At 64.2% G+C, this 17,628-nt stretch carries 18 protein-coding genes; 11 read left to right on the top strand and 7 right to left on the bottom strand.

What is annotated here, in order from left to right:
• Positions 1 to 29: 29 nt before the first annotated feature.
• A complete protein-coding gene (locus tag AC3WLX_RS11040; RefSeq protein ID WP_492335851.1) occupies positions 30 to 1,931 on the top strand; it encodes a diguanylate cyclase in 1,902 nt (633 codons plus the stop codon).
• A gap of 6 nt (positions 1,932 to 1,937) precedes the next feature.
• Here AC3WLX_RS11040 and AC3WLX_RS11035 read toward each other — a convergent pair whose 3' ends face one another.
• Positions 1,938 to 2,156 carry a SlyX family protein gene (locus tag AC3WLX_RS11035; protein ID WP_291631920.1) on the bottom strand — a complete coding sequence of 73 codons (219 nt, stop codon included), beginning with the start codon at positions 2,154 to 2,156 and terminating at the stop codon, positions 1,938 to 1,940.
• A complete protein-coding gene (gene trhO / locus AC3WLX_RS11030) occupies positions 2,146 to 2,943 on the bottom strand; it encodes an oxygen-dependent tRNA uridine(34) hydroxylase TrhO (RefSeq protein ID WP_492335850.1) in 798 nt (265 codons plus the stop codon). The genes AC3WLX_RS11035 and trhO overlap by 11 nt, the downstream gene beginning before the upstream one ends.
• A 198-nt stretch (positions 2,944 to 3,141) precedes the next feature.
• Between trhO and ggt the strand changes: the two genes are divergently transcribed.
• Positions 3,142 to 4,728, top strand: a complete 1,587-nt coding sequence (gene ggt / locus AC3WLX_RS11025) for a gamma-glutamyltransferase (protein WP_492335849.1) — start codon at positions 3,142 to 3,144, stop codon at positions 4,726 to 4,728.
• Positions 4,729 to 4,869: 141 nt separating this feature from the next.
• Positions 4,870 to 5,334, top strand: a complete 465-nt coding sequence (locus tag AC3WLX_RS11020; RefSeq protein ID WP_492335848.1) for an FKBP-type peptidyl-prolyl cis-trans isomerase — start codon at positions 4,870 to 4,872, stop codon at positions 5,332 to 5,334.
• Positions 5,335 to 5,448: 114 nt separating this feature from the next.
• On the opposite strand, the gene AC3WLX_RS11015 is transcribed toward AC3WLX_RS11020, so the two are convergent.
• The gene (locus tag AC3WLX_RS11015; RefSeq protein ID WP_291628657.1) at positions 5,449 to 5,667 is read right to left on the bottom strand and encodes a CsbD family protein; all 219 of its coding nucleotides are present in this window, start codon (positions 5,665 to 5,667) and stop codon (positions 5,449 to 5,451) included.
• 128 nt (positions 5,668 to 5,795) lie between these two features.
• Here AC3WLX_RS11015 and AC3WLX_RS11010 point away from each other — a divergent pair, with 128 nt between their 5' ends.
• The 3 genes from AC3WLX_RS11010 to AC3WLX_RS11000 all read left to right on the top strand — a co-directional run bounded on the left by AC3WLX_RS11010 (position 5,796) and on the right by AC3WLX_RS11000 (position 7,391).
• The gene (locus AC3WLX_RS11010; protein WP_291628654.1) at positions 5,796 to 6,311 is read left to right on the top strand and encodes a cupin domain-containing protein; all 516 of its coding nucleotides are present in this window, start codon (positions 5,796 to 5,798) and stop codon (positions 6,309 to 6,311) included.
• 127 nt (positions 6,312 to 6,438) lie between these two features.
• Complete coding sequence (locus tag AC3WLX_RS11005; protein ID WP_492335847.1) at positions 6,439 to 6,867, top strand: VOC family protein; 429 nt, start codon at positions 6,439 to 6,441, stop codon at positions 6,865 to 6,867.
• A 35-nt stretch (positions 6,868 to 6,902) separates the two neighbouring features.
• Entirely contained in the window at positions 6,903 to 7,391 is a 489-nt protein-coding gene (locus AC3WLX_RS11000; RefSeq protein ID WP_492335846.1) for a VOC family protein, read from the top strand.
• A gap of 140 nt (positions 7,392 to 7,531) precedes the next feature.
• On the opposite strand, the gene AC3WLX_RS10995 is transcribed toward AC3WLX_RS11000, so the two are convergent.
• Positions 7,532 to 8,746 carry a hypothetical protein gene (locus tag AC3WLX_RS10995; protein WP_492335845.1) on the bottom strand — a complete coding sequence of 405 codons (1,215 nt, stop codon included), beginning with the start codon at positions 8,744 to 8,746 and terminating at the stop codon, positions 7,532 to 7,534.
• A 2-nt stretch (positions 8,747 to 8,748) separates the two neighbouring features.
• Positions 8,749 to 9,450, bottom strand: coding sequence for a FecR family protein (locus tag AC3WLX_RS10990; protein ID WP_291628648.1), 702 nt, complete (start codon positions 9,448 to 9,450; stop codon positions 8,749 to 8,751).
• Between the two features lie 51 nt (positions 9,451 to 9,501).
• On the opposite strand from AC3WLX_RS10990, the gene AC3WLX_RS10985 reads away from it, so the two are divergent.
• Together AC3WLX_RS10985 and AC3WLX_RS10980 are read left to right on the top strand one after the other, a co-directional pair.
• Positions 9,502 to 10,932, top strand: coding sequence for a phospholipid carrier-dependent glycosyltransferase (locus tag AC3WLX_RS10985; RefSeq protein ID WP_492335844.1), 1,431 nt, complete (start codon positions 9,502 to 9,504; stop codon positions 10,930 to 10,932).
• A gap of 97 nt (positions 10,933 to 11,029) precedes the next feature.
• Complete coding sequence (locus AC3WLX_RS10980) at positions 11,030 to 12,979, top strand: hybrid sensor histidine kinase/response regulator (protein ID WP_492335843.1); 1,950 nt, start codon at positions 11,030 to 11,032, stop codon at positions 12,977 to 12,979.
• A gap of 41 nt (positions 12,980 to 13,020) precedes the next feature.
• Here the strand turns inward: AC3WLX_RS10980 and AC3WLX_RS10975 are convergent, their stop codons facing one another.
• Positions 13,021 to 13,662: an OmpA family protein gene (locus AC3WLX_RS10975; RefSeq protein WP_492335842.1), complete on the bottom strand. Its 642-nt coding sequence runs from the start codon at positions 13,660 to 13,662 to the stop codon at positions 13,021 to 13,023.
• Positions 13,663 to 13,828: 166 nt separating this feature from the next.
• On the opposite strand from AC3WLX_RS10975, the gene AC3WLX_RS10970 reads away from it, so the two are divergent.
• On the top strand, positions 13,829 to 14,251 hold the full coding sequence (locus tag AC3WLX_RS10970) for a hypothetical protein (RefSeq protein ID WP_492335841.1): 423 nt from the start codon (positions 13,829 to 13,831) through the stop codon (positions 14,249 to 14,251).
• 111 nt (positions 14,252 to 14,362) lie between these two features.
• Positions 14,363 to 15,526: a winged helix-turn-helix domain-containing protein gene (locus AC3WLX_RS10965; RefSeq protein ID WP_492335840.1), complete on the top strand. Its 1,164-nt coding sequence runs from the start codon at positions 14,363 to 14,365 to the stop codon at positions 15,524 to 15,526.
• Positions 15,527 to 15,576: 50 nt separating this feature from the next.
• Here AC3WLX_RS10965 and AC3WLX_RS10960 read toward each other — a convergent pair whose 3' ends face one another.
• Positions 15,577 to 16,044 carry a ribosomal maturation YjgA family protein gene (locus AC3WLX_RS10960; protein ID WP_492335839.1) on the bottom strand — a complete coding sequence of 156 codons (468 nt, stop codon included), beginning with the start codon at positions 16,042 to 16,044 and terminating at the stop codon, positions 15,577 to 15,579.
• Positions 16,045 to 16,125: 81 nt separating this feature from the next.
• Here AC3WLX_RS10960 and AC3WLX_RS10955 point away from each other — a divergent pair, with 81 nt between their 5' ends.
• Complete coding sequence (locus AC3WLX_RS10955; RefSeq protein ID WP_492335838.1) at positions 16,126 to 17,469, top strand: MFS transporter; 1,344 nt, start codon at positions 16,126 to 16,128, stop codon at positions 17,467 to 17,469.
• The last annotated feature ends 159 nt before the right edge of the window (positions 17,470 to 17,628 follow it).

The raw sequence follows: 17,628 nt of genomic DNA, 5'->3' as shown, positions 1-17,628 counted from the left end.
TTTCCGAACGATCGGAGAAACTCTGCCGCATGAATGCTGCGACCCAAAAAGCCGGACTGAGTCTGCCGTTACGGGCGGCGGCGTTCGTCGCGCTGACCTGCATAGCCATCCTTGGCGTCAGCGGCTGGCGCGAATGGGCAGCTCGTGATGCGGTGCTCAAGGCCGCCGAAACCGAACTGGCGAATGTCGCGCGCTCGCTGAGGCAGCATGCCGAGGACAGTCTCGACCTGCTGGATACCGCCGTCGTCGGCGTTGTCAGCCGGCTGGAGATGGACGGCGCCGGGCCGGCCACGATCGGCAAGCTCGGGATCATCCTGGACGCGCGCAAGAAGGCGATCGATCGAATTCACAGCCTCGCTATCATGGACGATCAGGGCAATTGGCTGACCTCGCCCGGCACGATCGGATCGACCTTGAGCGATGATGGTTTCTTCCGCTATCACCAGCTGTCGCGCAAGCGAGAGCCTCATATCGGCCATCCGGTGAAGAGCCTGCTCGACGGCGAATGGGTCGTCACCCTTTCGCGCCGCTTCAACAAGCCGGATGGCAGCTTCGGCGGCGTCGCGCTTGCGACCATCAGCGCCAACTATCTTTCGCGTTTCTACGAGCAGTTCGAGATCGGCCGCAACAGTTCCGTCGCACTGACTCATGCCGACGGCATCATCGTCGCGCGCAATCCCGGCAACGACAAATTCGTTGGACGCAGCGTTGCCGACACCGCGCTCTTCCGCGACCCCAGCCTGCAGCGGCCGAGCGGGGCCTATCATTTTCAATCGCCGCTTGATGGCGCCGAGCGCGTCAGCTTCTTCTGGCGCAGCAGCCGTTATCCGCTCGTTCTGGTAGCCACGCTGGACAAGGAGGAACTGCTCGCGCCCTGGCGAACCGCGGCGATCTCGCGCATGCTCCATGTGCTCGCGCTGGTGATGCTGATTGCAGTGATCGGCGGCGTGCTGGTGCGGCAATTGTTTCGGGGCAAGCGCATGGCCGTCGCGCTGGCCGAGAAGGAGGCGCATTTCCGCTTGCTCGCCGAAGGCTCCAGCGACATGGTGACGCGCATCGGCCTCGACGAGCGGCTGCGCTATGTCTCGCCCTCGTCGGTGCGCGTCGTCGGTTGGCGCCCCGATCAGTTGATCGGCACGCCGGCTCTTGGGGGCGTCAACCCGGACGATCTGCCGGAGGTCAAGGCCATCGTCGGCGCCTTGCAGCGTGGCGAGAGGGAAGAGGCGCGGCTTACCTACCGCAACGCGCACCGGCAGCACGGCGACGTCTGGCTCGAATCGACCATGCGGGTGACACGCAAGGGCAACGGCAGTGTCGATGGCATGGTCGCGATCACGCGTGACATTACCGAGCAGAAGAGGCTGGAAATCAGGCTGGAGACGCTTGCGATCGAGGACGGCCTCACCGGCCTCGCCAATCGCCGCCGCTTCGACGAGCGTCTGAAAGAGGAATGGGCGCGCGCCTATCGCGATCGCTCCAGCCTCGCCTTGCTGATGATCGACGTCGACCGTTTCAAGGCCTACAACGACGAGTACGGCCATCCCGCCGGCGATGCCTGCCTGCGTCTGGTCGCAAAGATCATCGCGGCCGAGACGAAGCGCGCCGGCGATCTGGCCGCGCGCTATGGCGGTGAGGAATTCGCGATGCTGCTACCGAACACCGACGCTGCCGGCTGCGCCCGGATCGGCGAGCGGATCCGCAGCGCCATCCACGAGGCCGGCCTCGCGCACAGCACAAATCTGCCGGCCGGATGCGTCACCGCCTCGATCGGCGGCGCAGCCTGCCGGCCGGCGCTGGAGCGCACCGCGGGCGTGGCCACGCTGGTCGAAGCTGCCGACGAGGCGCTCTACGCCGCCAAGGAGGCCGGGCGCAACCGGTTGATGATGTCGGGCGAGGTCGCTGACCTGATGCTCGAGGCGTCCGGTCAGTAACACCTTTCAATAATGCGGCGGAGCCTCGTTGGTAGGCCCCGGCGCATTTGCCTCGGCGTCCTGCAGCCGCTCGCTGAGCTGTGCGATCTGCCGCGTCAGCGTGTCGATCTGCTTCCACTGCGCGGTGATGGTCTGGTTCAACGTCTCGATTGTGTCGTCCTGGTAGGCAAGGCGCGTCTCCAGCGTGTCGATGCGCTCGCTCAGCGCCTTGATCTCATTCGTCACGGGCGTTCCCCAATTCCTGTTCGCGCCGGCCCTGGTCTCGCAAACCAAGTTCTCGTAAACCATGGCCGAGCGCCACGCGCTCGTCGAATACGAAGCATTCGCCGCGCCAACGGCTCTCCGCCTCCGGCACCTCCTCTAGATATTTGAGAATGCCGCCCTTGAGGTGATAGACCTCGGCGAAGCCGCGGGCGAGCAGATGCGCGCTCGCCTTCTCGCAGCGAATGCCGCCGGTGCAGAACATCGCGATCCTTCTGTGCTTGGCGGGATCGAGGCTGGCAGCGGCAAAGTTCTTGAACTGGCCAAAGCTCTTAATGCCGGGGTCGACCGCGCCCTCGAACGTCCCCATCGCCACCTCGAAGGCGTTGCGGGTGTCGAGCAGCAGCGTGCCGGGCGCAGAGATCAACGCGTTCCATTCGCCCGCATCGACGTAGGTGCCGACCCGGCTGGTCGGATCGGCCGCCGCATCGCCGAGCGTGACGATCTCCTTCTTCAGCCGCACCTTGAGCCGCCCGAACGGCATCGCTTCGGCGGTCGAGAATTTCAGTTCGAGATTGTCGAGCCTGCCGCCGAACAGGTCGCCGTGTGCGAGCTCGCGGGGGAGGGCATCGATCGCCTCCGGGGCCCCGGCGACCGTGCCGTTGATGCCCTCCTGCGCCAGCAGCACGCTGCCCTTCAACGCGAGGCCGGCGCAGAACGCGCGCAGCGGCTCGCGCAGCTCGCGGTAATCCGGGAGGGTGACGAATTGATAGAAGGCAACGACCTTGGTGGCCGAATTCGGATCAGGCATGGCGGCCCATTTAGCAGGCCGCGCCCCTCCGGAAAACCCGCATGGCTAGCCGCGTCGAACGTCCATTCGGCCAGCGGATGGCAGCCATTTACCTGGTATGCCAGCATTGCCCCGGCGGGCGGGAATGTGTCATGTAGACCCGGTTTTTTCCGAGATGGCGCGCCCCCTGCGCCGATGCCCAAGAGAGCAAGACATTCGATGAGAAGCTTCCATTTCCCCGGCAGGTCCACGGTCCACGCCACCAACGCGATGGTGGCGACCTCGCATCCGCAGGCCTCGCTCGCCGCGATCGAGGTGCTCCGCGAAGGCGGCACCGCGGTGGACGCCGCGGTCGCCGGCTCCGCGCTGCTCGGGGTGATCGAGCCGCAATCGACCGGCATCGGCGGCGATTGCTTTGCGCTGATCCAGCCGCGCGGCGAGGGCAAGATCATCGCCTATAACGGCTCCGGCCGGGCTCCCAACGCGGCCAATGTCGACTGGTATCTCGAGCGCAAGATCAACTCCGTGCCGCTCACCTCGGCGCACGCGGTCTCGATCCCCGGCGTGATCGACGCCTTCGCCACTGTCCTGCGTGATCACGGCAAGTTCGGCTTCGACCGTCTGCTCCAGCCCGCGATCAAGGCGGCCGAGGAGGGCTATGTCGTCGCCCCGCGCATCGCCTTCGACTGGAAGAACCAGTTCGAGAAGCTGAAGGCCGGCACCAACACGGCGCGCTACCTGCTGCCGGGCGGCAAGCCGCCGGTGGCCGGCGACGTCATCCGTCAGGCCGAGCTCGGCAAGACGCTGCGGGCGATTGCCAAGGACGGCCGCGACGCATTCTACAAGGGCGAGATCGCAGAGGACATGGTCGAGACGTTGCGCGGCATCGGCGGTCTGCACACGCTCGACGATTTCGCCGCGCATACCACTGAGGTGACGACGCCGATCGGCACCATGTACAAGGGCTATGACTTCTGGCAGTGCCCACCGAACGGCCCGGGCGTCACCGCGCTCCTGATGCTCAACATCCTGTCGCGTTTCGATCTGACCAAATATGCGCCCGTCAGCGTCGAGCGCTTCCATCTTGAGGCGGAAGCGGCACGCATCGCCTACATGAACCGCGAGATGCATGTCGCCTCTCCCGAGCACATGAAAATCAACGTCGCCGAGATGCTGGAGAAGGGTTTTGCCGACGAGTATATCGGCAAGATCAGCATGGACGGCATGCTCGACCTGCCGAACGTCGCGCCGCCGATGAACCCCTCGACCATCTACATCACCGTCGTGGACAAGGACCGCAACGTCTGTTCGTTCATCAATTCGGTCGCGCATTCCTTCGGCTCGGCCATCGTCTCCAACAAGACCGGCGTGCTGCTTCAGAACCGCGCCGGCGGCTTCCGCATCCAGCCCGGCCACCCGAACTGCATCGAAGGCGGCAAGCGCCCGCTGCATACGATCATGCCGGGCCTGCTGACCAAGGGCGGCCGGTCGACGATGTCGTTCGCCGTGATGGGCGGACAGTATCAGCCGACGGGACAGACGCACGTGCTGACCAACATCCTCGACTACGGTTGTGACGTGCAGGAGGCGATCGACATGCCGCGCGGTCTGCACTACGAGGGCCAGTATCAACTCGAGGACGGCGTGCCGGCCGACATCGTCGAAGGCCTGAAGAAGCTGGGCCACAAGACCACAAGTGTGGTTGGTCCGCTCGGCGGCGCCCAGGCGATCTGGATCGATTGGGACAAGGGCACGCTGACCGGCGGCTCCGATCCCCGCAAGGACGGCTGCGCGCTCGGCTATTGATCGCCGGGGGCGTTCCCGCGAGATCAGGACAAGTGGACGAGGGCGGCGCGGCATTGCTGCGCCGCCCTTATCTCATCGGAAGGGGTGGAAACGGCGGCGGCGTTGGGCTAGACACCTCCCGCCTCGAACGGAAGGTTTCTCATGCAGCGTTTCCAACGCATGCTCCCCGCTCTCATGTCGGCCCTCGCGATCACCGTGACCGCCGGCGTGTTCGATCTCGTTTCCACTCCGGCCTCGGCCCAGACCGCAGGAAAGACCATGACCACAGCTTCTGGCTTGCAGATCATCGACTCCACCGTCGGCACCGGTGCTTCGCCGCAGCCCGGTCAGATCTGCGTGATGCACTATACCGGCTGGCTCTATGAGAACGGTCAGAAGGGCAAGAAATTCGATAGTTCCGTTGATCGCAAGGAGCCGTTTGAATTCCCGATCGGCAAGGGCCGCGTGATCGCCGGCTGGGACGAGGGCGTCGCCTCGATGAAGGTCGGCGGTAAGCGCACGCTGATCATCCCGTCGCAACTCGGCTATGGCGCCCGCGGCGCCGGTGGCGTGATCCCGCCGAACGCCACGCTGATGTTCGACGTGGAACTGCTCGCGGTAAAGTAACGTCGCTGCCACCCCGTCAAGCCCGGGCCAAGACGCGCCGGCGATGACGGAGAGGGCGGTCCAAACAAAAAGACCGGCCTCTCGGCCGGTCTTTGGCTTCTCAAATGCCTTGCGTCACTCGGTCGCGCGCTTGGCGGCCGCCGCGGCCCGATCCCCCGCATCTTCCGCGGCTTCCTTGGCGTCGCCCATGGCCTGCTGGCCTTTGCCTTTCACTTCCTGGATCACGCCCTCGCCCTTCAGGCGGTCGGACCCGGTGGCTTCGCCGATACCCTGCTTGGCCTTGCCCATCGCTTCGTTTGCGGTGCCCTTGATCTTGTCGGTCGTGCTACCCATGAAATTCTCCTTTTCAGCTCGTTCGTAAAGACAACGTCTTGCTGCGACGAGGGTTCCGAATTTGCTCTGGCCCGCGGATACCGCTCGGGCTAGTTTGCCGCGCACGGAACCAACAGAAAGCAAGTCCCATGACCGGCCATGACCATACGCACGCCCACCATGACCACGATCATCACGATGATCGCTGGAAACACGACGGCGTGCGCGTCATTCCCGGCAACCAGCTCGACACCAACGTGCCGTCCACGGCCGGCATGGACCGCGCGGCCGCGATCAATTTCGCGCGCGTCGGCGCGCAGAAATTGTGGGCAGGCACCGTCAGCATCAAGCCGGATGCCAAGACCGGCGCGCATCACCACGGCCATCTCGAAAGCGTGATCTACGTGGTGAAGGGCAAGGCGCGCATGCGCTGGGGGGAGAGCCTGCAGTTCACCGCGGAAGCCGGCCCCGGCGACTTCATCTTTGTCCCGCCCTACGTGCCGCACCAGGAAATCAACGCCAGCCCGGACGAGGTGCTCGAATGCGTGCTGGTGCGCAGCGACGGCGAGGCGGTGGCGATCAACCTCGATATCGAGCCGGTCGAGAAGCCTGAGACCGTACTGTGGATCGACCCCGTCCACCGCGATCCGAACGAGAAGAAGTAAGGCTGCCAGAGCCGCGGGGTTCTTTGCGGCAGAAACACGGCGGCTCACGCCGAAAAAATCTCGGAAGCGGTGTCGGATGGCGCTCTGGCCGCGCGTCCTTGGGCAGAACTCGTCCAGGGAGCCTCCGATGCCAAAGATGATCTTCGTCAACCTGCCGGTGACTGACCTCGAGCGATCGACCGCGTTCTACGAGGCAGTCGGCGCGGTGAAGAACCCGCAATTCAGCGACGAGACGGCGTCTTGCATGGTCTTTTCCGAGACCATCTACGCCATGCTGCTGACTCACGACAAATTTCGCCAGTTCACGCCGAAGCCGATCGCGGACGCCAGGAGCTCCAACCAGGCGTTGTTCTGCCTGTCCGCGGACAGCCGCGGTGAGGTCGACGATATCGTCGGCAGGGCCGAGGCTGCGGGCGGCGCGGCCGATCCCGGCCCGAAGGACGAGTACAGCTTCATGTACGGCCGCAGCTTCGAGGATCCTGACGGCCATATGTGGGGCGTGAACTGGATGGACCTTTCGGCCGCGCCTCTGCAGCCCCACATGGCAAACGCCTGAGCCGAAACCAGCAGACCGGAAAAGGAGCATTCACGATGACCAAGCTCGTGCCGTGCATGTGGTTCGACGGCGATGCCGAGGACGCTGCAAAATTCTACGTCTCGCTCGTACCGAATTCGGCGATCACGCACGTTCAGCACAACGTTTCCGATGGTCCCTCCGGCAAGGAGGGTTCGGTGCTCGTCGTCGAGTTCACGGTGGCCGGGCAGCCCCTGGTCGCGCTCAACGGCGGGATGAAGATGGAATATACCCACGCGATCTCGCTGATGGTTCATTGCGACGATCAGGCCCAGGTCGACCGCGTCTGGAGCGCGTTCCTCGCCCATGGCGGCAAGGAAGAACAGTGCGGCTGGCTCAGGGATCGCTGGGGCGTGGCGTGGCAAGTGGTGCCGACAGCGTTATTCGATTTCCTGTCGAGCCCCGACAAGGCCGCGGCGGCGCGGACCGTGCAGGCCATGATGACGATGGTCAAGCTGGACGTCGAAGTGCTGCGGCGCGCGTTCGAAGGCAAGTCGGCGGCGTAGTGCAGATGCTCTCGCTACACGATCAATATCGTAGGGTGGGCGACGGCGCTCTTGCGCCGTGCCCACCATCTGTCTCCGATTGAGAAAGGTGGTGGGCACGCTGTCGCCTTGCCTACCCTACGAAACTGCGCCTAGGCGCATCAATAATTGATCCTCAATCCCACGCCGCCGTGAATGGTGTTGCCGACCGGCTGCGGGCCCAGCGTGCCGTTGGCGAAGAGATCCACGATCCAGCCTTTTTGCACGCGGAAGCCGAGGCGGCCGCCATATTCGAACCAGCCCTGGTTGCCCATGGTCGGCACCACTGTGCCGTTGCCGGTCACGGTGGCGACGATGCCGCTGTGACTTGCAAACGACTGCACCCAGCCGCCATTGATGTTGGTCTCGATGTTGTTGCCGAACAGATGCGTCCACTGGCCGCCGATCTTGACCAGGCTGGTGCGGTCGGTGCCGGTTGCGATCGTGGCATCGAATGGATTGAAGGCCACGGCGCTGTCGCTGTAGCCGGACACGCGTTGCCAGAGTTGCCAGACCTCAATCGAGGCCGCGACCTCGTCGCGCGGCGAGAGGCGGCTGATCCAGCCGGCCCGGCCATAGACGGCGTAGTTCGAGGCGTTGGTCGAACTGGTCACGCTCACCGGGCCGAGGCTGGTGTCGTAGCTGCGGGTGTAACGTGCCTTCTCCCATGGCGTCAGGATCGCGCCGACATCGAAGAACGGGCGCGACGAGCCCCAATCGGTGAAATCGTAACGCAGCGCGAAAGCGCCGATCGGTGCGCTGGTGATCTTGTAGCCGCCCCCGTCGTAATGCGTGTAGGCGATGCCGGCGAGCAGCGAGAGATTGTTGGTGAGCGCCTTGCGGCCGTGGATGCCGGCCGAGAACGAGCCCGCCGAGCCGAACGCGCTGACGCAGTCGCCGCAATTGATCTGCTCGTTGACGCCGAGCAGCACCGTGCCGAGGACCCGGTTGGTGATCATCTGGTTGAAGCGCTGGTTGGCAAGGCCGCCGATCGAATTGCCGCTGGAATCCGCGCCGGTGGGTCCCGACGGCGGAGGATACGGGCTCGGCGAAGGCGCCGGATCCGGACTCGGCGAAGGCGAGGGATAAGGGCTCGGCGATGGGGAGGGGGTCGGAGTGGGTGACGGAGACGGAGACGGAGACGGAGAATAGGTCGGGGACGGATTTGGCGACGGAGAATAGGTGGGAGACGGAGTGGGCTCTGGTTCACCGCACTCGGACCCGCACTCCCATGCCTGTGCAGCCGCCGGGCGGGCGTTGAAAGTGATAAGCGCAAACGCCGCGATTGCGGTCAGTGCAGCGGCAAGGACGAGGCGCCGGACGGTGAATTTCGCCATCGTCAGCGTCCGCACAGCATGCCGTCGTCCTGGACGGCGGGCGTGAAGGTCGGCGAGGCGCCGGCATACTGGTTGACCGCGCACAGCCCGGCACTCGCGGCGCAGTTGGCGGCAAAGGTCCAGGGCGGCGTGTTGGACTTTGTGATTCTGACATTGCCGCCGGTCGAGGTGATGACCGCGGTCTCGCCGGGCTGCGTGAGCTGCACGCATTGGCCGCTCCTCGTGCAGACGCTGGCCGCGCCGTCTTGAAGCACGACCACCGAGCGTCCGCGCTGCGAGAGGATGTCGAGCGTGGTGCCGCGCACGCCGATGGTCGCGAGCGGGGTCGTGATCTTGTAGGCGGACTTGTCGGAATTGCCGGTGACGAAGCGGAACGCGCCGGTGGTCATGCGGATCGCGATGTCGCGATAGCTGCGCTCGTCGTTGAAGACGGTGCGGTCCAGCTTCAGGGTCGCGCTCGGCCCGAGCGACAGGTTGGTGCTGTCGGCCATCACGAAACGCGCGGCGCTGTCCACGCCGGTGCGCACGGTCTCGTCGCGTAGCATGTTGTCGCCGACATTGACTGGCGTGGTGGTTGCGGCGACGCGCACCACTTCGTTCTGGATCACGACGGCCTGGCCGACGCGCGTCTGCGCCTTGGCGCCGGACGCCGCGCAGAATGCGGCCGTGAGCAGGAGGGGAAAAAGCCAAAAACGTAAATTCATTTCGCAACCGATCGATGTGTCCCTGATCGTACCGGATCGCGCGCGCTTGTGATGTGGCGGAATTATCACAAGCGGCGCGCGACGCGCATCAAGCTTAGTGACAGCCGCGGCAGAATACGTTCAATGACGATGACAAGTATATTTTTTCTCCTCGGTGAAGCAGATTTGCCACGCAAGACGGCTCCACAAAAGACGCTTGAATTGCCCGCGGTTCCGAACGTGTCGCGGAGCGCAGTGATTGCTGTCGTTATTTTCCTGATCGCGCATCTGGCGCTTCTGATCGGCCTCGCGACTCCGGAGAAATTCGTCTTCGACGAGGTGCATTACGTCCCCGCGGCACAGCAAATGCTGGCGCCTTCGATGTCGCAGCCGATGCTCAATCCCATGCATCCACCGCTGGCGAAGGAACTGATCGCGGCCTCGATCGCAACCTTCGGCGACAATGCGTTTGGCTGGCGCTATCCCGCGACGTTGTTCGGCGCGCTCGCGATCGTCGCAATTTATCTGTGCGGCCTTGCGCTGTTCTCCGCGCAAGGGCCCGCGATCGCCGCGGCGCTGATCGCCGGCTTCAACCAGATGCTCTATGTGCAGGCGCGCATCGCGATGCTCGACATCTTTGCGCTCGGCTTCGGCCTGCTTGCGATCGCCGCCTTCATGCATGGTTTTCGAAGAGAGCGGCCGCAGGCGATGTTTGCCGCCGCAGGCGCCCTGTTCGGGCTTGCCGCGGCATGCAAATGGAGCGGCCTGTTTCCGCTGGGCGTCTGCATCGTCATCGTCGCGGTGATCCGCCTGATGCAGGGCTGGCGCACGCTGTTCGCGGACGCGAGGCCGGACGACTGGTATCGGCCGGAGCTGTGGCCCGCCCTGAAGCTGCATCACCTCGCGCTCTGCTTCGCGGTCCTTCCGATGGTGGCTTATCTTGCCGCCTTCGTTCCGCTTCACGGATTTTCGCTGGCTGGCCTGATCGAGGCCCAGCGGCGCATCTTTGCCGACAACACCACGACCGCCATCGCAGGCCACACCTATATGAGTTCATGGCCGTCCTGGCCGCTGCTGGCGCGCCCGGTTTGGTTCCTGTTCGACAAGACCGCAGAGGACCACGTCGCTGCGATCGCCTTTCTGGGCAATCCGCTGGTCCTATGGCCGGCTCTGCCTGCCCTCGCCGTGGCGCTGCGCGATTTCGTCGTGGCGCGGCGCTGGGATGCGTTTCTGATCGCAGCATTCTATTTCGGCCCCTGGCTCGCCTGGGCATTGCTGCCGCGCACGCTGGGCTTCATCTATTACTATCTGCCCGCAGCGACCGCGGCCTCGCTCGCGCTGGTCTATGTGCTGCGCCGCGAGGGGCTGCCGCGGTGGCTGCTGTGGGCCTATGTCGGCGTCGCCGCGGCCGGCTTTGCAGTCATGCTGCCGATTTCCGCAGCGTTCGTCGGCACCTCGATGAGGTGGTTCAACCGGCTGATGTTGTTCCAAAGCTGGATCTAATGCCCGCTCGCGTGCATTGGCCCGGCAAAATTGGGCTTGCGTGAATCAATCGGCGCGTGTGGATTACCCGACATCGCCGGGATCGGAGAAACAGCAGGTGGGCACGAGGGACGGCGTTGCGGGTCCGGATCATTCCAACGCGGACTGGCTGCGTGCCGTGGTCGACACCGCCGTCGATGGGGTGATCCTGATCGACGCCCGGGGCGGCATCCTGATGTTCAATCCGGCCTGCGAGAAGTTGTTCGGCTATTCCGCCGGCGAGGTCATCGGACGGAACGTCAAGGTGCTGATGCCCTCGTCTTACCGCGACGCCCATGACGGCTATCTTCACAACTATCATGTCAGCGGCGAACGCAAGATCATCGGTATCGGCCGCGAGGTGGTGGGACAGCGCAAGGACGGCTCGACCTTCCTGATGCATCTGTCCGTCGGCGAGACCAAGCAGGCGTCGGGCGAATCGATCTTCGTCGGCATAGTCCACGACCTCACGGAGCGCGAGCGGGTCGAGCGCGAGTTGCGCGAGAGCGCGGTGCGGCTGCGTGCGGTGGTCGACACCGCCGTCGACGGCGTGATCCTGATCGATTCCAACGGCACCATCCTGAAGTTTAATCCGGCCTGCGAAAGACTGTTCAAGTACCGGGCCGACGAAGTTCTGGGAGAGAACGTCACGATCCTGATGCCGGAGCCCTACCGATCCGAGCACGACGGCTACGTCCGCAACTTCCTGACCACCGGTGAGAAGAAGATCATCGGCATCGGCCGCGAGGTGGTGGGCCGGCGCAAGGACGGCACGACCTTTCCGATGGACCTTTCGGTCGGCGAGGCGGAGCAGGACGGCTCGCCGATCTTCGTCGGCATGATCCACGATCTGAGCGACCGCAAGCGCACCGAGGCCCAGCTGATCCAGGCGCAGAAGATGGAGGCGGTCGGCCAGCTCTCCGGCGGCATCGCCCACGACTTCAACAATCTACTCACCGTGATCGTCGGCAACGCGGAATTCCTGGCGGAGCAATTGCTGTCGCGCGCCGACCTGAAGCGGCTCGCTGAGGACATCTGCAGCGCCGGCGAACGCGGCGCCGAGCTCACGCAGCGCCTGCTCGCCTTCAGCCGCAAGCAGTTGCTGCGGCCGGTCGAGACGGAATGCAACAAGCTCGTCGAATCCATGCACAAGCTGCTGCGGCGGACGCTGCGTGAGGACATTGCCATCGCTACCCAGACCGATCCCGCGCTCCGACACGCCTTTGCCGATCCCGCGCAGCTCGAATCGGCGATTCTCAACCTCGCGCTGAACGCCCAGGACGCGATGGGATCAGGTGGACGTCTGACCATTTCGACGGCGAACGCATCGCTCGATCCGGGCGATCACAACGCTCATCCCGAGGTCGGGCCGGGCGAGTATGTCGTGATCGCGGTGACCGACACCGGTTCCGGCATGCCGAAGCCGGTGCTTGAACGTGCGTTCGAGCCCTTCTTCACCACCAAGGAGGTGGGCAAGGGCAGTGGGCTGGGGCTCAGCATGGTCTACGGCTTCGCCAAGCAGTCCAACGGCCATGTCACGATCTACAGCGAGCCCGGCCTGGGGACGACGGTGCGGATCTATCTTCCGGCCGTGCTGGCGAAGACGCAGGACGTACCGCTTGCGGTCGAAAAGGAGGTGACAGATAGCGGATCCGAGACCGTGCTGGTCGTCGAGGACGATCCGTTCGTCCGATCCTACGCGGTCATGAGCCTGGAGAGCCTGGGTTACAAGGTCGTCTCCGCCGTCGACGGCAGGGAGGCTTTGCAGACGCTTGCGACGACGGCGCACATCGACCTGCTATTCACCGATGTGGTCATGCCCGGCGGAGTCAATGGCTGGGAGCTCGCGGGGGTCGCACGCAAGGACAGGCCTGAGCTGCGCGTGCTGCTGACGTCGGGCTACGCGCTCGAGACGCTGGCGGCAAACGGCCATGTCCGGCAGGGCGCTCTGATCCTGGAAAAGCCCTACCGCAAGGCCGAGCTCGCACGGCTGGTGAGAGAGGCGCTCGTCGCGCCGGTGCCGGTGTGAGCCGCCTGCCGGTGGGCGGCAGGCGGCGAACCCTCGAGTGATCACTTCGACGCGGTCTTGGTGTCCATGTTGACGACCTGGACGCGGCGGTTGGCTGGGTCGGTGCCGTTGGCGGCATCCTTCAGCTTGGTCTCGCCGTACCCGACGGTGACGAGATCGGTACCGTTGAGGCCGTAGTTCTGCATCAGGTATTTCTTGATGGTGTCGGCGCGCCGTTCGGAGAGCCCCTGATTGTACTGTTCGCCGCCGGTCGCATCGGTGTGGCCGGCGACCACGATGGTCGAGCCCTTCAGCGCCGGATCCGACAGCGCCTTGCCGAGCGCCTGCACCGATGCCATCGAAGTCTTGGCGATGTCGGCCGAGTTATAGTCGAACTGGATCTCCAGATCGATCTTCGGCTTGGTCGCAGCTAGCTCGGCGATCTGCTCGCGCTCGCCGGTCGAGAGCGACCGGGTCGAGCGGTTGCGCACGGTGTTCAGGAAGCTCGCTTCCTTGGCCTGCACGGTCGTGTCGACCTGCGGCGCAACGGACAGCCCGCGGGTCAACGGCTTCGGCTTCAGCGCATCGACGATCTGGCCGGCGGTGACGTTGTTGTCACCCGCCAGCGCAAGGCCTGCCGTCATCGTCAGGGCGGCGGAGAGAGTTATCGCCTTCAGTCCAAAAAACTTATCAAAACGGGTCATTGTCGTATCCTCGCTGTTACGCCTGATGGCGATTTGATGCTCTGAGCCTAGCGCAGGTTCAAAGGCCTCGATGTGACTTTCGTCACGCTCGGGCAGAACTCCGATCAGGTTCGATCGTCTGCGCCTGGTCGGGGGCAAGAAGCTCGAACCTGCGGGAAGGCCTCCAGTGAGCCTGAAGTCGCAATCGGCAGCGTCGGGGAGCGCCCAAAAGTCGCACGCTGAAAGCGGTCTAATGCGGCAACGCAGCAACGAAACTGTCTTCTCCTTGAAAAGTTTGTCGCTGAAAAATGACCGGCGCGGTGGCCGGCATCAAGCCGGCTTCCTTTTTGGAGGAGAGAATTTGATGAAGACCCTGTTACTTGCGACGGCATTCGTGGCACTCGCTCTGACTCCCGCATCGGCCGCCAAGATGGCGTGCACAAGTGCAAACATGGCAAAGCTCGTTGCCGGGATGGGTGGCGAAGACACGCCGGGCAAGATCGCAGCGAGGAAGTCGATGGCGGCGGCCAATTCCGACATGAGCAAAGGCAACATGCGCGGCGCCTGCAAGCATTACATGAGCGCCGAAAAGGCGATGGCGATGAAGTAACGTCCGCCGATTTCCCACGTCATGGCCGCGCTGGCAGCAGATGGCAGCGCGGCTTTTTCGTGTCCCTTGCGTCTTTGCCTCGGCACGAATCCCGCTACATTACCGCCTGCAATGTCCCGTACGTCGAAACCGTTTCCGATCACCACGACAGAAGCTCGGCGGATCTGGCTGCACGCCCAGCGGCTCGACGAGCGTACCCCGTTCGGCGATGGCACGCAGGCCGTTGCGGACGCGGTCGCGCATCTCGGCTATGTCCAGATCGACACCATCAACGTCATCGAGCGCAGCCATCACCACATCCTGTTCAGCCGGATCCCGTCCTACCGCCGCGCCGATCTGCGCCAGGCCCAGAGCATCGACAAGAGCGTGTTCGAATACTGGACCCACGCGCTCTCCTACGTGCCGGCGAACGACTTCCGCTTCTTTCTCCCCGCAATGCGCGAGCACCGTCGCGAGGGTCACAAATGGTTCGCTTCCGTGACGCCGGCCGACATGCGCAAGGTGATGCGGCTGCTGCGCGCCGGTCCGCTGACGATCCGTGACATCGAGGACGACGTGCTCGTCGAGAAGGAGCATCTGTGGCAGAGCCGAAAGCCCTCGAAGCGGGCCTTGCAGCTCGCCTTCTATACCGGCGCGGTCACCATCAGCGAGCGCCAGGGCATGCTCAAGACCTACGAGCTGATGACGCGCCATTTCGACTGGGACAAGCTGCCGAGGCCGGCCTCGAGCAGGGAGATCACGGCCTATCTGCTCGATCGCGCGCTGCGCGCGCAGGGCGTGGTCAGCCTCGATTCGATCTGCCATCTCGACGCGCCGAGCAAGAAGCCGGTCGCACGCCTGATCGCTTCGCGCGTCCGCCGCGGCGAACTCGTGCCCGTCGCGATCGACGGCTCCAGCAAGCAGGAGCATTGGGCCGCGCCTGCGGCGCTCGAAGCGAGCGGCGAGGTGTCGCCGGATCTCGTCCACATCCTCTCGCCGTTCGACCCCCTGATCATCCAGCGCAAGCGCACCAATCTCATCTTCGGCTACAATCATCTGTTCGAAGCCTATGTGCCCAAAGCCAAGCGCAAGCTCGGCTATTTCGCGCTGCCCGTGCTGGTCGGCGACGAGATCGTCGCCGCGCTCGATCTCAAAACCGACCGGCAGAACAAGAAGCTGTTGATGCAGAAATGGACCTGGGTCGGGCAGGGCAGGAAGACGGCGGGACGCAAGGAGCTCAAGCGGAAGATCGAGGAAGAGCTCGATCGCTTCGAGCGGTTTCAACTGGCGGAGTGACACTCGGCTTCGGTCTTGTAGGGTGGGTAAAGGCGCATTAGCCGCCGTGCCTACCATCTGCTCGTGGTGGGCACGCTGCGCTTTGCCCACCCTACAAGAGCGTGCATCGTGGCGAGTCGCTCGATCCAAACGCCGAACGCAATCCCGACCGCATAGGCCACCAGGTTCCACGGCGAGAAGAGGCGCCCGAGCAGCAATGCGCCGGCCGTCGTCAGCCGGAATGCATCGAGCCAGGGCGTATGCACCAGGCGCGAGAATTCCACGACCACCGCGATCAGCGTCGCGATCACCACAAGCTGGCCCCGCGTCAGCCGTGGCAACAAGGCTCCGACCAGCAGAAGCACCATGGTCGCCCACAGCAGCGAGCCGCCGTACTTCACGACTAACGCCGGCAGCCCGAGCGGGAATCCGTACCAGCGCAGCGACAGTCCGCAGACGATCACGGCGAGCGCGAGGGTGGCGCGGCGCAGCGACGTCCGTACAGGCGCAACAGGCGTGCCCGGCTGCGTCTCGTGCATTGCTTGCTCCATTGACTCTTTGCTCTCGATGCTGAAAACGGCCGCAGACCCGAAAAAAGCAACAACCCCGGGGAGGAAGCCATGAGCCAGACCACCACCTATGCCGGTTCCGCCGGCGGCGCCAAAAACTTCAACAAGTCGGAGATCGAAACTTCGACGATCCGCGCAATCTCCTGGCGCCTGATTCCGTTCCTGGTCCTGGCCTACTTCTTCTCCTATCTCGACCGCGTCAATCTCGGCTTCGCCGCGCTGACCATGAACGCGGACCTGAAATTCACGCCGCTGATCTTCTCCTGGGGCGCCGGCATCTTCTTCATCGGCTATTTCATCTTCGAGGTTCCGAGCAACCTCGCGCTGGAGAAATTCGGCGCGAGCCGCTGGATTGCCCGCATCATGGTGAGCTGGGGCATCATCTCGGCGCTGATGGCGATGGTCAGCGGCGTCACGAGCTTCTATGTCCTGCGCTTCCTGCTCGGCGTTGCCGAGGCCGGCTTCTTCCCCGGCATCATCCTCTATCTCACCTATTGGTATCCGGCCGAATATCGCGCCCGCTTCCTGGCGGCCTTCGCCATCGCCGTGCCGGTCTCGACCGTGATCGGCGCGCCTATCTCGGGCCTCTTGCTCGGCCTCGACGGCATGATGGGGATGAAGGGCTGGCAGTGGCTGTTCATCATCGAGGGCATCCCTTCCGTGCTGCTCGGCATCGTCACCTGGTTCTATCTCACCGACAGACCGGAGAAAGCGGACTGGCTCTCGGCCGAGCAGAAGGCCTGGCTCAAGGCCAAGCTCGATTCGGAAATAGCGGCCAAGCAGGCGGTGAAGCATTTCTCGCTCGGCGAAGCGCTGTCCTCGCCGAGGGTGATCGCGCTCAGCCTGATCTATTTCGGCTTCGTCGGCGCACTCTATGGCATGCAGTTCTGGCTGCCGCAGATCGTCAAGGCGTTCGGCCTCACCAACGCCCAGACCGGTTTCGTCACGGCGATCCCGTATCTGTTCGGCACGCTCGCCATGATCCTGTGGGCGCGGCACTCCGATGCGACGCGCGAGCGCGTCATGCATGTCGGTGCGCCGCTGCTGCTCACGGCGGTTGCGCTCGGCGCGTCCTCCTATCTCACCGATCCTACGGCGACGATGGCGGTGTTGACCGTCGCCGCGATCGGCGTGTTCTGCTGCTTCGGCGTGTTCTGGACCCTGCCGACCGCGTGGCTCTCCGGGACTGCAGCCGCCGGCGCCATAGCGCTGATCAACTCGATCGGCAATCTCGCCGGCTTCGGCGGGCCGTATCTGATCGGCTGGGTCAAGGAAGCGACGGGCCAGACCTCGACCGGGCTCCTGGTACTCGCCGTGCTGCCTCTGATCGCAGGCATCCTCACCTTGATCGGAGGCCACGACAGCAAGCACGAGTTCGTCGGGCAGGGACGGTGAGGCAATAGGCTCGTAGAAGGGACAAAGGCGCGCCGTTGCGCGCCGTGCCTACCAACTTCTTTCTCTGACGCTGGCTGGGTAGGTGGGTAGGCTTCGCTTTGCCCCGCCTACAATTTCACTTCCCTGATGATCGCCTCCTAATCGTTACCACCCTTTAAC

It is taken from the genome of Bradyrhizobium sp. FW305-F6 (assembly GCF_058782905.1).
Note: the sequence above shows the minus strand (reverse complement) of the source record. Positions and strands in the feature narration are given on the sequence as shown.

Bases quoted from the DNA above. Each gene is read 5' to 3' on its own strand.
- AC3WLX_RS11015 (WP_291628657.1), bottom strand. From the start codon at position 5,667: ATGGGTAGCACGACCGACAAGATCAAGGGCACCGCAAACGAAGCGATG.
- AC3WLX_RS10985 (WP_492335844.1), top strand. From the start codon at position 9,502: ATGTGGCGGAATTATCACAAGCGGCGCGCGACGCGCATCAAGCTTAGT.
- AC3WLX_RS10975 (WP_492335842.1), bottom strand. From the start codon at position 13,662: ATGACCCGTTTTGATAAGTTTTTTGGACTGAAGGCGATAACTCTCTCC.
- AC3WLX_RS11020 (WP_492335848.1), top strand. From the start codon at position 4,870: ATGCAGCGTTTCCAACGCATGCTCCCCGCTCTCATGTCGGCCCTCGCG.
- AC3WLX_RS10960 (WP_492335839.1), bottom strand. From the start codon at position 16,044: ATGCACGAGACGCAGCCGGGCACGCCTGTTGCGCCTGTACGGACGTCG.
- ggt (WP_492335849.1), top strand. From the start codon at position 3,142: ATGAGAAGCTTCCATTTCCCCGGCAGGTCCACGGTCCACGCCACCAAC.
- AC3WLX_RS11005 (WP_492335847.1), top strand. From the start codon at position 6,439: ATGCCAAAGATGATCTTCGTCAACCTGCCGGTGACTGACCTCGAGCGA.
- AC3WLX_RS11010 (WP_291628654.1), top strand. From the start codon at position 5,796: ATGACCGGCCATGACCATACGCACGCCCACCATGACCACGATCATCAC.
- AC3WLX_RS10990 (WP_291628648.1), bottom strand. From the start codon at position 9,450: ATGAATTTACGTTTTTGGCTTTTTCCCCTCCTGCTCACGGCCGCATTC.
- AC3WLX_RS10955 (WP_492335838.1), top strand. From the start codon at position 16,126: ATGAGCCAGACCACCACCTATGCCGGTTCCGCCGGCGGCGCCAAAAAC.
- AC3WLX_RS10965 (WP_492335840.1), top strand. From the start codon at position 14,363: ATGTCCCGTACGTCGAAACCGTTTCCGATCACCACGACAGAAGCTCGG.
- AC3WLX_RS10995 (WP_492335845.1), bottom strand. From the start codon at position 8,746: ATGGCGAAATTCACCGTCCGGCGCCTCGTCCTTGCCGCTGCACTGACC.
- AC3WLX_RS11000 (WP_492335846.1), top strand. From the start codon at position 6,903: ATGACCAAGCTCGTGCCGTGCATGTGGTTCGACGGCGATGCCGAGGAC.
- AC3WLX_RS11040 (WP_492335851.1), top strand. From the start codon at position 30: ATGAATGCTGCGACCCAAAAAGCCGGACTGAGTCTGCCGTTACGGGCG.
- trhO (WP_492335850.1), bottom strand. From the start codon at position 2,943: ATGCCTGATCCGAATTCGGCCACCAAGGTCGTTGCCTTCTATCAATTC.